Source organism: Planotetraspora phitsanulokensis (assembly GCF_016863295.1).
GTDB classification, from domain to species: domain Bacteria; phylum Actinomycetota; class Actinomycetes; order Streptosporangiales; family Streptosporangiaceae; genus Planotetraspora; species Planotetraspora phitsanulokensis.
Genome location: NZ_BOOP01000001.1, coordinates 90,058 through 104,648 on the forward strand (window position 1 = coordinate 90,058; position 14,591 = coordinate 104,648).

A 14,591-nucleotide genomic window follows, 5' to 3' on the forward strand; every position below is an offset into this window, starting at 1 on the left:
GCCACGCCTGGGCCCCGGCGGTCCCACCACGAGAGAAAAGGTGATTTCGTCATGACCGAAGCAGCCCCCACGAGTGAGCAGTCGCAGCTGAGCCTCGGTACGGCCGCCGCGCGCAATCTGGCGACGACGACCAAGTCGGTGCCGCAGATGCAGGAGATCACCTCACGTCATCTGCTGCGGGTGCTCCCCTGGGTGCAGGTGGTCGGCGGGGCGTACCGGGTGAACCGGCGGCTCAGCTACGGGGTGGGCGACGGGCGGATCACGTTCGTCTCCACGGGTGCGGAGGTCAGGGTCATCCCGGCCGAGCTCTGCGAGCTGGCGGCCCTGCGGCGGTTCGACGACACCGATGTGCTGTCGGCCCTGGCCCGGCGCTTCGTCCAGCGTGAGTTCGAGCCGGACGAGGTGATCGTCTCCGCGGGCACCCCGGTGGACCAGGTGGTCCTGATCGCCCACGGCAAGGTGAACAAGCTGGGGGCGGGCGCGTACGGGCACGAGTCGACCCTGGCGGTCCTGGCGGACGGCGACCACTTCGGCGAGCAGTTGCTGACCGAGGAGTCGGACACCTGGGACTTCACCGTGAGGGCCATCACCCCGTGCACGGTGCTGATCATGACGCGAGAGGCGTTCCAGGACGTCGCCGCCCAGTCGCCCGAACTGCGCGCCCACCTCGCGGAGCTCCGGTCGGGCTCCCACCGGGCCGCCAACGCCCACGGCGAGGCGGAGATCGAGTTGGCGGCGGGTCATGTGGGGGAGGTGACGTTGCCGGGGACGTTCGTGGATTACGAGGTGTCGCCTCGTGAGTATGAGCTGAGTGTGGCTCAGACGATTTTGCGGGTGCATTCGCGGGTGGCGGATCTGTACAACGAGCCGATGAATCAGACCGAGCAGCAGTTGCGGTTGACGATCGAGGCGTTGCGGGAGCGGCAGGAGCACGAGTTGGTGAACAACCGTGAGTTCGGGCTGCTGCACAACGCGGATCTGGGGCAGCGGATCCACACCCGGACCGGCCCGCCCACCCCCGACGACATGGACGCCCTGCTCGCCAAGGTGTGGAAGGAGCCGGCCTTCATCTTCGCCCACCCGAAGGCGATCGCCGCCTTCGCCCGGGAGTGCAACAGCCGGGGCCTTTACCCGCAGAGCACGGAGCTGAACGGCAACAGGGTCCCGGCCTGGCGCGGCGTACCGATCCTGCCGTGCAACAAGATCCCGGTCAGCGACCGCGGGCTGAGCTCGATCATGGCGATGCGGGTGGGCGAGGCCGAGCAGGGCGTCGTCGGCCTGCACCGCACCGGCCTGCCCGACGAGTACCAGCCGGGGCTGTCGGTCCGGTTCATGGGGATCAGCGACAAGGCGATCATCTCCTACCTGGTCACGACGTACTACTCGGCCGCCGTCCTGGTGCCCGACGCGCTCGGCGTCCTCGAGAGCGTCGAGATCGGCTAGCGGAGCGGATCATGCAACCCTTCACGCTTCCCGACTTCTACGTGCCGTATCCGGCCAGGCTCAATCCCCACCTGGAGACGGCCCGGGCGCACACGAGGCGATGGGCCCGTGGCATGGGCATGCTCGACCCCGGACTCGGCGTCTGGGACGAGGCGCAGCTCGACGCCATGGACTACGGGCTGATGTGCGCCTACACGCACCCGGACGCCCCCGCCCCCGAGCTCGACCTCATCACCGACTGGTACGTGTGGGTGTTCTTCTTCGACGACCACTTCCTGGAGCTCTTCAAACGCAGCGGGGACACGGAGGGCGCGAAGGAGTACCTGGACAGGCTGCCGGCCTTCATGCCCGCCGACCCCGGCTCGGACATGCCCGAGCCGGAGAACCCGGTGGAACGCGGCCTCGCCGACCTGTGGACCAGGACGGTGCCCGGCATGTCCGTGGACTGGCGGGTGCGCTTCGTCGAGAGCACCAAGAACCTGCTGGACGAGTCCCTGTGGGAGTTGTCCAACATCAACGCGGGCCGGGTCGCCAACCCGATGGAGTACATCGAGATGCGGCGACGGGTCGGCGGGGCGCCCTGGTCGGCCAACCTGGTCGAGCACGCCGTCGGCGCCCAGATCCCGGCCCGTGTGGCGCGGACCCGGCCGTTGTGCGTGCTCAGGGATGCCTTCTCCGACGCGGTGCATCTGCGCAACGACCTGTTCTCCTACCAGCGCGAGGTCGAGGAGGAGGGGGAGCTCAGCAACGGCGTCCTGGTGTTCGAGCGCTTCCTCGGCCTCGACACGCAGCAGGCCGCCGACGCCGTCAACGACCTGCTCACCTCGCGGCTGCACCAGTTCGAGAACACGACCCTCACCGAGCTGTCCCCCCTCTTCGACGAGCACGCGCTCGACCCGGGGGAGCGCCTCGCCGTACTCGCCTATGTCAAGGGACTGCAGGACTGGCAGTCCGGCGGCCACGAGTGGCACATGCGCTCCAGCCGGTACATGAACGGCGGCACCGCCGCCGACGAGCCCGTGCTCGGCGGGCCGACGGGACTGGGGACCTCGGCGGCGCGGATCAGACTGGCGGCGGGTCTGACCGGAGCCGGGGGCCCCCGGAACCACACCCACGTCCCCTACCAGGACGTGGGGCCGTTGCCCCTTCCCGAGATCGTCATGCCGTACGGCGTCAGGGTGAACCCGCACCTGGACGCGGCGCGGCGCGGCAGCTGGGAATGGGCGGGCCGGATGGGTTTCTACGACCCGTTGCCCCAGCTCGCGGGCGCCGGCCTGTGGACCGCCAGGAAGAACGAGGGCTTCGACTTCGCGTTGTGCGCCGCCGGGATAGATCCGGACGCGCCCGGCGAGGAGCTGACCCTGGCGGCCCAATGGCTCACCTGGGGGACCTACGCCGACGACTACTACCCAGCGGTCTTCGGGCCGTCCCGGGACATGGCGGGCGCGCGGGTGTTCACCGGGCGGCTGCCGCTGTTCATGCCGCTGGACCTCGGCGTCACGCCCGAGCCGGCCAATCCGGTGGAACGCGCCCTCGCGGACCTGTGGGCGCGGACCGCGTCGCCCATGACCCCCGAGGGCCGCGACCTGTTCCGCGCGGCGGTCGAGCAGATGACCGGCAGTTGGCAGTGGGAGCTGGCCAACCACATCCAGAACAGGATCCCCGATCCGATCGACTACATGGAGATGCGGCGCCTGACCTTCGGGTCGGACCTCACCAGGGCGCTGGCCCGTCTGGCGCACGGCCGGCACGTCCCCCGGGAGGTGTACGAGACCCGCACGATCCTTGGGCTCGAGAACGCGTCCGCCGACTACGCCTGCCTCGTCAACGACCTCTTCTCGTACCAGAAGGAGATCCAGTTCGAAGGTGAGCTGCACAACTGCGTCCTCGTCGTGCAGAGCTTCTTCGGCTGCGACGCCCTGCGGGCGGCCGACATCGTGGCCGACCTGATGACGTCCCGCATGCGGCAGTTCGAGCACCTCGTCACGGCCGAACTGCCCGTCCTGTTCGACGACCACGACCTGGACGCCGAGGCGAGACAGGTCCTCATCGACTACACCGAGGAGCTGAAGGACTGGATGGCCGCCGTCCTCCTGTGGCACCGGGAGACCAGCCGTTACGTCGAATCCGAGCTGGAACACGTTCGGGTGGCGCGGCCGGTCGGCGTTCCGAGCGGGCTCGGGACGGCGACGGCCCGGCTGGCCTGCCTCGCCGGCTCCGCGCGTCCCGGCGCCGGATCGGCGGTGTGCGCATGAGCGTGCCCGGCACGGAGGATCCCGCCCTGAGCTCCGCGCCCGATCCCGCCCTGAGTCTCGGTACGGCCGCCGCGCGCAATCTGGCGTCGACGACCAAGTCGGCGCCGCAGATGCAGGAGATCACCTCACGTCATCTGCTGCGCGCGCTGCCCTGGGTGGAGGTGAGCGGCGGCGCCTACCGGGTCAACCGCCGGCTGACCCACCGGGCCGGGTCCGGGCGCGTGGCGTTCGTCTCCACCGGGTCGCGGATCGACGTCGTCCCCGCGACCCTGGGGGAGTTGCCCGCGCTGCGGGGCTTCCCCGACGACGGCGTGCTGGGCGAGCTCGCGGAGCGGTTCGTCCAGCACGAGTTCCAGCCCGGCGAGCGGATCGTGTCAGCGGACACCCCGGTGGACGGGGTGGTCCTCCTCGCGCACGGCAGGGCCGACGCGACGGCGGCCGGGGAGTACGGGCGGAGCAGGGAACTGCGGGTCCTGGCCGACGGCGACCACCTCGGGCAGCAGGCGCTGACCGGGCCCACCATGAGGTGGGGGTTCACCGCGACGGCCATCACCCCCTGCACCGTCCTGATCCTCTCGCTGGGGGAGTTCCAGGAGGTGCGCGACCGGTCGGAGGCACTGGAGGCCCATGTCCGGCGGGCCGCGGCCGACGCCCGCGCACCTCAGAACAAGCACGGCGAGGCCGGGATCGAGTTGGCGGCGGGTCATGTGGGGGAGGTGACGTTGCCGGGGACGTTCGTGGATTACGAGGTGTCGCCTCGTGAGTATGAGCTGAGTGTGGCTCAGACGATTTTGCGGGTGCATTCGCGGGTGGCGGATCTGTACAACGAGCCGATGAATCAGACCGAGCAGCAGTTGCGGTTGACGGTCGAGGCGTTGCGGGAGCGGCAGGAGCACGAGTTGGTGAACAACCGTGAGTTCGGGTTGCTGCACAACGCGGATCTGGGGCAGCGGATCCACACCCGGACTGGCCCGCCCACCCCCGACGACCTCGACGAGCTGCTCTGCAGGCGAAGGAAGTCGCAGTTCTTCGTGGCGCATCCGGCGGCCATCGCCGCCTTCGCCCGGCAGTGCAACTGCAGGGGCGTCTATCCCGACACCGTGGACTTCGGGGGCTCCAGGGTGATGGGGTGGCGGGGGGTGCCGATCCTGCCGTGCGACAAGATCCCGGTCAGCCGCGAAGGACTCAGCTCGATCATGGTCATGCGGGTGGGGGAGGACGACCAGGGGGTGGTCGGCCTGCACCGCACCGGCCTGCCCGACGAGTACGAGCCGGGGCTGTCGGTCCGTTTCATGGGCATCGACGACAAGGCGATCACCTCCTATCTGGTCACGACGTACTACTCGGCCGCCGTCCTGGTGCCCGACGCGCTCGGCGTCCTCGAGAGCGTCGAGGTCGCCTAGCCTCCGTGCCGAGCAGGCGGACCGGTGGTCATCCCGCCGGTCCGCCTGCCGTTCTCAGGCGAACCCGTTCTCAGGCGAACCCGGTCTCAGGCGAACCCTGCGAGCTTGTAGAGGACGAGTGAGCCCGCGACCGCGACGTTGAGGCTCGCACCCGTGCCGATCATCGGGATCTCCACGACGGCGTCGAGGAGGTCGAGCGCCTCCGGCGGGATGCCCTCACGCTCGTGGCCGAGGACCGCGATCGTCGGCCTGCGGGCCATCGGCAGGTCGGCCAGCCGTACGGCCTCCTCGGCCAGTTCGACGCCCACCACGTGATGCCCCGCCTCACGCCGGCGTTCCAGCCAGCGCAGGGCGTTGCCCACCCAGTGCACGCAGGCGGGCCGGCGCAGCGTGTTCCCGCGTTCGAGCGCCTCGGGCACCCAGGGCAGGCGGGGTACGGCGAGGCAGGCCCCCACGGCGTCGCAGGTGCGCAGGAGGGTTCCCAGGTTGACGCCGTGCAGCGGCCACAAGGGAGCGACGGTCAGGTGGTCGAGGCAGCGGGGCGGACGGCGCCGACGCTCACCTCGGAGGTCCTTGCGGGTCCGGACCCGTACGGCGGGCCCGCTCATCGGGAATCGCGGAGGTCTCCCGCGAAGAGGTGAAGACACATGAACAAGGGCGCTTTCAGCGGCACGCCCGGGCCATCGGCGAATCGACGTTCGTGCCCAGGATAGAGGCACAGAGGAGGCACAGAGTAGAGGCGTGCGGCGCGCGAGGGGAACGCGCGGGAACGCGATATCGATCGAACCGCTTCGCCGGCCGCCGCTACGATCGTCGCCATGTTGGACGATAAGTCGGCCAAGTCGCATTCGTTCCAGGTTGATCTGCGCGGTCTCGTCGATCTCCTGTCGCACCACCTGTACTCGAGCCCCCGCGTCTACGTGCGGGAACTGCTGCAGAACGCGGTCGACGCGGTGACCGCGCGCCGGCGGATCGAGCCCGCCGCGCCCACGGCCATCCGGATCGCCGTGGACCGGTCGGGTCTGCGCATCGACGACCCGGGGATCGGCCTGACCGAGGCCGACGTCCACCGGTTCCTCGCGACGATCGGCCGCTCGTCCAAGCGCGACGATCTCGAGGGGGCCCGCAGGGAGTTCCTCGGGCAGTTCGGCATCGGCCTGCTCGCCTGCTTCACCGTCGCCGAGCGGATCCAGGTGCTCACGCGCCCCGCCACGAACCCTGAGGACCCGGGGGTCGAATGGCTGGCCGCGTCCGACGGGACGTACTCCGTACGGCGCCTCGAACCCGGCGAGCGCGCGGAACCGGGGACGACGGTGCGCCTGACGCCGAGGCCCGGGGCGGAGCGCTGGTTCGCGCCCGAGCTCGTGGCCGGGCTCGCCCGCGACTTCGGCGCGTTGCTGCCGTACGAGGTGACGGTCGAGGCGGACGGGCGGACCACCACGACGACCGACGGCGTTCCGGTGTGGGGTCGCACCCATTCCTCGCCCGCCGCCCGCAGGTCGGCGCTGATCGAGTACGGAGAGCAGGTGCTCGGCTTCACCGCGCTCGACGTCATCGAGCTCGACGTCGAGCTGGCGGGAGTACGGGGCGCCGCGTACGTGCTTCCGCGGGCCGCCAATCCGGCCGACAGCGGCCGGCACCGCGTGTACCTCAAGGGCATGCTGCTCAGCGACGTGACGACCGGCCTGCTGCCGGACTGGGCGTTCTTCGTCCGCTGCGTGATCGACACGGACACGCTCCGCCCGACCGCCTCCCGTGAGGGGCTGTACGAGGACGAGACGCTGGCGGCGGTCCGCGAGGCCCTCGGCGTCCGGGTGCGCGACTGGCTCACCGGGCTGGCCGCCCAGGACCCGGGCCGCCTTGCGGCGTTCCTGTCCGTCCACAGCCTCGGGGTCAAGGCGCTGGCCCGGCACGACAGGGACCTGTTCCGGATCATGTTGCCGTACCTCGCCTTCGAGACGACCGACGGGCGGGTCACCCTGGAGGAGTTCGCCAGGAAGCACCCCGTCGTCCGGGTGACGTCCACCGTCGAGGAGTTCCGCCAGATCGCGACGATCGCGTCCGCCCAGGGCGTCGGGGTCGTCAACGGCGGCTACACCTACGAGACCGAGCTGGTCGCCCTGCTCCCGGAGGTCATGCCCGGCGTGGCCGTCGAGGAGCTGGGCGCCGACGTGGTCACCGCGGCGCTCGATCCGGTGGACGGCGCCGACGAGCTCGCGATGGCCGGGTTCCTCGCGACGGCCCGCGCCACGCTCGATCCGCTGGGGTGCGACGTGATCCTCCGCGCGTTCTTCCCCGCGTCGGTGTCGGCCCTGCACCTGGACACCCGCGAGGCGCGCAACGAACGCACCCGGGCGGAGACGGCGGCCGACGCGGACGACCTCTGGGCGGAGATCCTCGGCGCCCTCAAGTCAGCCGAGCCGCGCGCGCAGCTCGTCCTCAACCACCGCAGCCCGGTCGTGCGCCGGCTCGCGGCGATCCGCGACCAGACGCTGCTCGTCTCCGCGATCGAGGCCCTGTACGGCCAGGCCCTGCTGATGACCCACAGACCCCTGCGGCCGGTCGACACCGCGCTGCTCAACCGGGCCTTCGACGAGCTGCTCGGCTGGGCCTCCCACAACCTGACCGAACCCCCCCAAGAGGATGACCAGGCATGAACGTCGCAGAGATCCGCGCCGGGCTCGACGAGAGCCACACGCTTCCCGACGGCCGTTTGAAGGCCGAACGCCTCGAGACGCTCGCCGCGGCCGCCCGCACCGCCGAGGACCGGGGCCTTGAGGCCGAGGTGCTGCTCAACCAGATCAAGGCGTACGCCTACGGCGGCGAACGCGACCGCATGCCCGTGGCCTTCGGACGGCTCCTGCGCATCTACGACGACCACCCGGCCGAGGTGGGCGGGTGGTCGCACTCCATCCACTGGACGCTCAAGTGGATGACCGCCAACCTGGTGAACAACCCGTCGGTGCCCCTAGCGACGGTCTACCGCTGGCTCGACGAGCTGGACGGCCGTTATCGGCAGCGCGGGTTCAGCACCCGGCCGGTGCTGGCGCTCCGCGCGCAGCTGGCCGAGCTCATCGGCGACGACGAGGGCGCCGCCACCGCGATGGAGGCGTCCATCACCGCGCCCCGCGACGAGATGGCCGACTGCGACGCCTGCGAGCGCAACACCTGGGGCTGGTGGCGGACGACCGTCGGCGACGACGACGGCGCGCTGGACTACTGGGCGCCCGTGCTCGACGGTGAACTGGCCTGTGCGGAGGAGCCGCACCATGTGCTGGCGCAGTCGCTGCTCCCCTTCCTGCGCACCGGGCGCGTCGAGGAGGCGCGCGGCGCCTTCCTCAAGGGGTACCGCCTCGTCCGTCACAACGTCAGCCTGCGCGCGTCCGTGGGCAGGCACATGGAGTTCTGCGCCCTGACCGGCAACGAGGCGCGCGGGCTCGAGATCTTCACCGAGCACGCCGCCTGGGTCACCGACCAGCACGAGGACGCGTCCCAGCGGGCCGGGTTCCTGTCGGGGGCCGCCGTCCTGCTGCGCCGCCTGGTAGCGCTCGGCCACGGGGACGTGCCCGTCGGCGCCGGCACGGTCGAGACCATGCTCGCCACGCTGGAGCGGGAGCTCGGGGACGTGTCCGCCCGTTACGACGCGCGTAACGGCACCACCGCCTACAGCGAGCAGCTCGCCCGGCGGCTCGCCCAGGAACCGCTGCTCGAACGGCTGCCGCTCGGCGTGCCGCTGACGTTGCCTGTCCCGCGGCCGTCCGAAGCCGTCGTGCCCGTCCCGGCGACCGGAACGACCCTGGACGAGATGGTCGCCGAGGCGCGGCGGCTGACCACCGTCCGCCACCCGCACGCGGAGCAGGCCTGGGACCGGGTCGCGGACAGCGGCGAGGAGTTGCCGGAGGACGTGGTCGCCGAGATCGAGCGCACCAGGGCGGGGGAGCTGATGGGCTCCGACCCCGGCCGGGCCCGTGACATGCTGCTGGCGTCGGCGGAGCGGTTCGCGCGGTTCACCCGCGTGGGGGACGCGCTGGAGGCGCGGGCGGTCGCCGCCGTGACACTGCTCATGGCGGGGGACCCGGCCGCGGCGGAGGCGTCGCTCGCGGGCGTCGTCGCGGAAGCGGAGCGCGAATACGCGGCCGGGGCGCTGACGCCCGCCGAGTACGCGGCCGTGCGGAAGGGCGGGCCGTTCTCCGCGATGAACGCTCTCGCGCTGCAGGAGGACCCGCCGGCCGCCGAGGTGGCGGCGGCGCGGGCGCTGATCGAGGCCGAGCTCGCCCTGACCGAGGAGCTCGGCGTCGCCGACCGCGCGTGCCGGTATCACGACATGCTCGCCCAGCTCTGCTTCCGGCTGGAGGACGGGGACGCCGCCCGCGCGCACCTGTCGTCCGCGCTGAACGGCTACGTCGACGCCGGGCAGCCGTGGTACGCCGCGAACCCGGCGGCCATGCTGGCGCAGCTCGCTCTCGGGGACGGCGACGTCAAGGCGGCGGAGGACCTCGCCTCGCGGGCGATCGAGTACGGCGGCGGCCTCCTCGACCGCGAACAGGCCGCGCATCTGAGCTCGCTGCTCGTCGAGGTGATCTCCCGTCAGGAGGGGCGTGAGCTCGAGCTCGTCACCGCGGCGCTCGCCGCCGCCGCACGCTGGGACGGCCTGTCCGAGCCGGACACTCTGCACAACACCTTCACGGCGGCGCGCGCCTATCACGTCCTCGAACGGCACGCGGAGGCCGCCGCGCTGTTCGAGGAGGCCATGCCGAGGGTGGAGATCCCGTACGACGCGCACGGCATCGCGAACACCCGCAGGCAGTACGGCGACTCGCTGGGCGCCGTCGGCCGTCACCACGAGGCGGCCGAGCAGTACCTCGAGGCCGCGCGGCTGTTCCAGGACGACCCGCAGAACCAGGTCCCGCACGCCCAGCTGGCCTGGGCGGCGGCGGAGGCGCTTCGGGACGCCGGGCAGGGTGAGGAGTCCCTGGCGGCGTACCGGCGTGCCGCCCTGCTCTGGGCCGAGATCGGCGCGGTCACGCCGCGCGTGCGCTGCCTGCGGTCGGCCGCGTGGTTGCTGAACGCGATGGACGACGCGGCCGCCGAGGAGGCCGGGACGACCCCCGACGCGACGGGGCCCGGGGTCGTCGCCATGCGGGCGGTGCTGAACGAGCTGGAGTCGCTCGCGCAGAGCGATCCCTCGGAGGAGGTTCTCGACGAGCTCGCGGAAACCAGGAGGCAACTCGGCGCCATGCTCGGCGAACCCGGCGACGAATAGTCCGGACAGCGGGGACAGTGAACCTGGTGGTTTCGGGCGACTTCGGGAGTATGTGATCTCATGGCACGGATTCACGACGTCGTGGTCGACTGCCGGCATCCGGCCTCTCTGGCCCGGTTCTGGGCGGCAGCACTCGACGGCTATGAGGTCGCCCCGTACGACCAGGCCGAGCTGGACCGCCTGCGCGGCGACGGCATCGACGATCCGGAAGACGATCCGAGCGTGCTGGTGGAGGCCGGACCGGGGGTCAGGCCGCGTTTCTTCTTCACGCTCGTACCCGAGTCGAAGGTCGTGAAGAACCGGATGCATCTGGACCTGACGGCCGACGACACGGACGCGGAGGTCCGGAGGCTGGTCGGGCTGGGCGCGCGTGTGCTGGCCGAGCACAAGGACTGGGTGACGATGGCTGATCCCGAGGGCAACGAGTTCTGCGTCATGCGCTGACCTCCAGGAAGCAGGACTGTTGATGAGAAAACTCACGGCCGGCGACGTGCCGATCGCGGCAGAAGACCTTGGCGGGCATGGCAGGGATGTCCTCCTGCTGCACGGCGGCGGGCGCACGCGCAGGGACTGGGACGTCTTCGCGGGGCTTCTCATCGACAACGGATTCCGCTCGACCAGGGGGAGTGGAGCCGGTAGCGCGGTCAGCCGACCGCGCCGCCCTGCAGGTCCTTCCGGCATGCGGTGAGGAACGCGTCGCCCGCGACACCGAGTCGGGCCACGCCCTCCCTGATCGTCCGAACCGGCTCCTCGGGAGCGGGATGGTCGATCGAGGGAAAGAGGTAGTCGTTCCCTGTGTCGCGCGCTGCCCGCCACAGGGTGAGCGCCTCCGCCCGGGCCTCGTCCGCCCCGAAGATGGCGACCTGGTTGTACGCCTTGCGCAGCTCGGTCCGAAGGAGCCGCCACTGGGCCGCGGCCTGTTCGCGCGCCTTCTCGTCGCCTGACGCCGCGATCTCGAGCAGGTCGTTCCGCATCCACTGCTGGACCTCTTCGCCGGCGATCGACATGCCGCTGTACGCCCTGTGACGCTCTTCGCGTAACCACTTGGCGTGCTCTGAGGTGACGCGATGGGTTTCGAGCTCGTGGCCGTCGTGCGCCCGCCGGCGCTCCAGGAACGCGTTCGCGAGCAGGGTCAGGACCACACCGCCCAACGTGGCGGACGCTGTGATCAGCTGAGTCGCGATGTCCGCTTGCATGGTTCCCCTCGTGATCGGCGGTAGCCGAAGAGCGGGACCGGGCCGGTGAATGCGGAAGCGGCCCTACGGTCCCTCAGGCGGGCCGATGACTCGGCGTCCACATCGGTTCGTAGACGCTTTCGCCCTCGTCGTGGTGGGCGATGGGCAGGAAGTCGGGAACGGTGCGGGACGCCGACGCGCGTAGGAGCGTGACCGCTTCCTCCGCGGCGGGCGGAGTGACGCCGAGAAGCTCTATGAGCCTGGCATGGGCGGGTGCGTAGTCAGGGTCGTCGTCACGGATCTCCTCCTCCAGCTCCTCGGCTGAGTGTCCGTGCAACATGTCCTGCCAGTAGGGGAACGCCGCGACCACAGTGAGCGCCTCCACCAGGTCGGCGGCCACCAAGGTGGCCTGGCCCTCGGAATCGGCGTACAGGACCGGGCGCGTGGTGCCGGGCGTTCCGCACAGGAAGTAGGTGCCCCCGCTGGCGTCTCCGGCTATCGGCGTCAGCGACAGTCCGGACGGCAGCCTCAACTGCTCGACGGGGTCACGCCGCTCGATGTCGAAGTCACCCGGCCACGACAGCAGATCGGCCAGCTCCGGGGTCGTCTCGACCCGCCGGAGAAGATCATCGGCTCCGCTCATGGGCGGACCATAGCGCACAAGAGCGGGTGGTCGCCGACCGTATGAGCACAAAAAGGGCATGCAAGTCAGCGCACCGGCCATGAACAATGGCGATGTGATCGATGTTCTGATCCGCCCCGCGCGTGCGGAGGAGGCGGATCTGCTCGGCGACCTGGCCCTCCGATCCAAGGGGTACTGGGGTTACGACCGTGACTTCATGGAGGCGTGCCGGGCGGAGTTGACCTTTCCGCCCGAACAGGTGCGAGCCCAACGGATTTCTGTCGCCGAGTCGGCCGGACGAGTACTGGGCTTCTACAGCCTCGCCGGCGAGCCGCCCGACGGCGAACTGGGCAACATGTGGGTCGAGCCCGACGCCATAGGCGGAGGAGTCGGGCGCCGTCTGTGGCACCACGCGATGCGAACGGCTCGAACGGCCGGCTTCACGAACCTGCGCATCGACGCCGACCCGTTCGCGGAGGGGTTCTACCTGGCGATGGGCGCCGAGCGCGTCGGCGAAACGCCATCGGGCTCGATACCCGGCCGCGTCCTGCCACTGCTGCGGATACGGGTCCCCTCGCAACCGTCATAGCCGATACCGCCGTTGCGGCGGGTCGCCTACTGCCGCCAAGCGCGCTGGGAACGTGTGATGTGTTCGAGGGCTGTTTTGAAGACCTGATAGACCTCGCTCCCCAACTCCTGGCGATGGCGCTGTTCGACCTGGGCGAGGATGGTGCGCGCCTTGTCGACCTCGTCCAGGCCGGCCTCGGTGGGGACGACGAGCTTCGCGCGCCGATCGGCCGGGTCGGCTTCTCTGCGCACATAGCCGAGCCGCTCCAGTTCGTCGACGATGACCCCGACGATCTGCTTGTGCTGCCCGGACCGCTGTGCGAGTTCGGTCGCCCGCGCGCCCGTGGCGGGCAGTACGGCCAGCACCGTGCCGTGCCGCGGCTGCACCTGCGGATGCCCCTGCTCGGCCAGGCGGGAGAACAGCTCCTCCTGCAGCGCGCGTCCCAGCTGCCCGACCAGCATCCCCAAGTCCGGCTCCCTGCTGTCGGCGTCCATCTCTGCTCCGAATTTAATCACGATCATTGACTATCAATGATCCGTACTATACCTTGAGATCAGTTGATCCCCCAACCCCCTGGCAGGGGTCAGACAAGGAGATGCGCCATGAGCACCGTCGGATACGACTACACCCTCACCCGCACCCTCGACGCCCCGGTCGACAAGGTCTGGGCCGCGTGGACCATCGCCGAACACTACGGCACGTGGGCCAGCGCCGAAGAAGTCGTCTTCGACGTCCGGCCCGGCGGCGCCTGGAGCTCGGTCATGGTCATCCCCGGCGGCACCCGCGTCCCGTTGTCGGGCGGCTACACCGAGGTCGTGGAGAACAAGCGCCTGGTGATGAGCATGAACGTGCCCGGTCGCGACGAGCCCGTCCTGATGGCCGTCGACCTGACCGACGACGGCGAGCGCACCCAGATCCGTCTTTCCCAGACGCTCGACACCGCCGAAGACCGCGACCAGGCCGAGCAGGGCAGCAACTTCCTGCTCGACGGCCTGGCCGCCCATCTCGCCACGGCCTGACCGGACGAGCTCCCCGCGGCCCCGCCCCGTCCAACGGGGCGGGGCCGCGTCGCGGCGGTAGACGCACTCATCGCCCACGAACAAGCCAGGCGAACCAACCTGCCCACGTCCCCGTGATTTCCTGCGGCCGGCCGTACGGGTCACGTGGAAGCAGAAACGGAACTGGAGAGGGTGGGTCTCCTGCTTCAGTGAGTGGCGTTTATTCGATTGCCGGGCGCGAGTGGCGGTGATCGTATGGTGCCCATGCTGGGTCTGGCAGATCTCAGTGACGAACGCGTGGTGGAAGCGCTGGGCAGCGCGCCTCGGACCAGTTCGGCCTACCGCCACCTGCTCAACCGCGGTCGAGCGGCCGTGCCGGCGATCCGAGCAGGTCTGCGCCACCCTGACCCCGTGGTCCGTGAGCAGTGCTGCAGATTGCTCGACCACCTTCTGGTGGAGGACGCGGTCGAGGAAATGATCGCCATGTTGGAGGACCCGGTCCCGTCGGTCCGGGTGGCCGCGGTGCACGCGCTGTCCTGCGACCGCTGCAAGACCGATGCGTGCCGACCCGATGAGGCGTCGGTGCTGGCGCCGGGCCTGCGCCTGCTGCGTCACGACCCTGACGCACACGTACGGGCCATGGCGGTGGAGTTGGTCGGGCGCTTCGTGCACGCGAACGCGGAGGCCGAGGCCGCTCTCACGCTCGCCCACAAGGCCGATCCGTCTCCCGCCGTACGCAAGAAGGCGGGCTGGTACGCGCCGGGCGGCACGATCCATCGCCGCACCTGAGAGTCGTTGCGGCTTGGACGGGCGTCTTGAAGAGGCCCCTCGATCGCGCGTGCCTTTGCGAGACCCCGCGAAAGG

At 70.5% G+C, this 14,591-nt stretch carries 13 protein-coding genes; 9 read left to right on the forward strand and 4 right to left on the reverse strand.

All coding sequences use genetic code 11. The features are described 5' to 3' along the window. Nucleotides 1-51: 51 nt before the first annotated feature. From Pph01_RS00410 to Pph01_RS00420, 3 genes are read left to right on the forward strand one after another with little or no spacing between them, the layout of a single operon-like run. Entirely contained in the window at nucleotides 52-1,443 is a 1,392-nt protein-coding gene (locus tag Pph01_RS00410) for a family 2B encapsulin nanocompartment shell protein (RefSeq protein WP_204070869.1), read from the forward strand. An 11-nt stretch (nucleotides 1,444-1,454) separates the two neighbouring features. Then, on the forward strand, nucleotides 1,455-3,698 hold the full coding sequence (locus Pph01_RS00415) for a family 2 encapsulin nanocompartment cargo protein terpene cyclase (protein ID WP_204070870.1): 2,244 nt from the start codon (nucleotides 1,455-1,457) through the stop codon (nucleotides 3,696-3,698). Then, nucleotides 3,695-5,101, forward strand: a complete 1,407-nt coding sequence (locus Pph01_RS00420) for a family 2B encapsulin nanocompartment shell protein (RefSeq protein ID WP_204070871.1) — start codon at nucleotides 3,695-3,697, stop codon at nucleotides 5,099-5,101. The genes Pph01_RS00415 and Pph01_RS00420 overlap by 4 nt, the downstream gene beginning before the upstream one ends. An 86-nt stretch (nucleotides 5,102-5,187) precedes the next feature. On the opposite strand, the gene Pph01_RS00425 is transcribed toward Pph01_RS00420, so the two are convergent. After that, on the reverse strand, nucleotides 5,188-5,709 hold the full coding sequence (locus Pph01_RS00425) for a TrmH family RNA methyltransferase (protein WP_204070872.1): 522 nt from the start codon (nucleotides 5,707-5,709) through the stop codon (nucleotides 5,188-5,190). 210 nt (nucleotides 5,710-5,919) lie between these two features. On the opposite strand from Pph01_RS00425, the gene Pph01_RS00430 reads away from it, so the two are divergent. Genes Pph01_RS00430 through Pph01_RS00440 form a run of 3 tightly spaced genes read left to right on the forward strand, consistent with a single transcriptional unit; the run spans nucleotide 5,920 to nucleotide 10,808 of the window. Further along, nucleotides 5,920-7,758 (forward strand): HSP90 family protein, encoded by a 1,839-nt coding sequence (locus Pph01_RS00430; RefSeq protein ID WP_204070873.1) that lies wholly within the window; start codon nucleotides 5,920-5,922, stop codon nucleotides 7,756-7,758. After that, a complete protein-coding gene (locus Pph01_RS00435) occupies nucleotides 7,755-10,364 on the forward strand; it encodes a hypothetical protein (RefSeq protein ID WP_204070874.1) in 2,610 nt (869 codons plus the stop codon). The genes Pph01_RS00430 and Pph01_RS00435 overlap by 4 nt, the downstream gene beginning before the upstream one ends. A gap of 60 nt (nucleotides 10,365-10,424) precedes the next feature. Next, nucleotides 10,425-10,808: a VOC family protein gene (locus Pph01_RS00440; protein ID WP_204070875.1), complete on the forward strand. Its 384-nt coding sequence runs from the start codon at nucleotides 10,425-10,427 to the stop codon at nucleotides 10,806-10,808. A gap of 200 nt (nucleotides 10,809-11,008) precedes the next feature. Here Pph01_RS00440 and Pph01_RS00445 read toward each other — a convergent pair whose 3' ends face one another. Together Pph01_RS00445 and Pph01_RS00450 are read right to left on the reverse strand one after the other, a co-directional pair. Next, complete coding sequence (locus tag Pph01_RS00445) at nucleotides 11,009-11,560, reverse strand: hypothetical protein (protein ID WP_204070876.1); 552 nt, start codon at nucleotides 11,558-11,560, stop codon at nucleotides 11,009-11,011. A gap of 73 nt (nucleotides 11,561-11,633) precedes the next feature. Next, a complete protein-coding gene (locus tag Pph01_RS00450; RefSeq protein ID WP_204070877.1) occupies nucleotides 11,634-12,182 on the reverse strand; it encodes a hypothetical protein in 549 nt (182 codons plus the stop codon). Nucleotides 12,183-12,276: 94 nt separating this feature from the next. Here Pph01_RS00450 and Pph01_RS00455 point away from each other — a divergent pair, with 94 nt between their 5' ends. After that, nucleotides 12,277-12,750, forward strand: a complete 474-nt coding sequence (locus Pph01_RS00455; RefSeq protein WP_239116313.1) for a GNAT family N-acetyltransferase — start codon at nucleotides 12,277-12,279, stop codon at nucleotides 12,748-12,750. A gap of 26 nt (nucleotides 12,751-12,776) precedes the next feature. Here the strand turns inward: Pph01_RS00455 and Pph01_RS00460 are convergent, their stop codons facing one another. Then, nucleotides 12,777-13,244 carry a MarR family winged helix-turn-helix transcriptional regulator gene (locus tag Pph01_RS00460; protein WP_239116314.1) on the reverse strand — a complete coding sequence of 156 codons (468 nt, stop codon included), beginning with the start codon at nucleotides 13,242-13,244 and terminating at the stop codon, nucleotides 12,777-12,779. Between the two features lie 87 nt (nucleotides 13,245-13,331). Here Pph01_RS00460 and Pph01_RS00465 point away from each other — a divergent pair, with 87 nt between their 5' ends. Together Pph01_RS00465 and Pph01_RS00470 are read left to right on the forward strand one after the other, a co-directional pair. Next, nucleotides 13,332-13,748, forward strand: coding sequence for an SRPBCC family protein (locus Pph01_RS00465; protein ID WP_204070879.1), 417 nt, complete (start codon nucleotides 13,332-13,334; stop codon nucleotides 13,746-13,748). Nucleotides 13,749-13,991: 243 nt separating this feature from the next. Continuing rightward, complete coding sequence (locus tag Pph01_RS00470; protein ID WP_204070880.1) at nucleotides 13,992-14,516, forward strand: HEAT repeat domain-containing protein; 525 nt, start codon at nucleotides 13,992-13,994, stop codon at nucleotides 14,514-14,516. Nucleotides 14,517-14,591 lie beyond the last annotated feature (75 nt).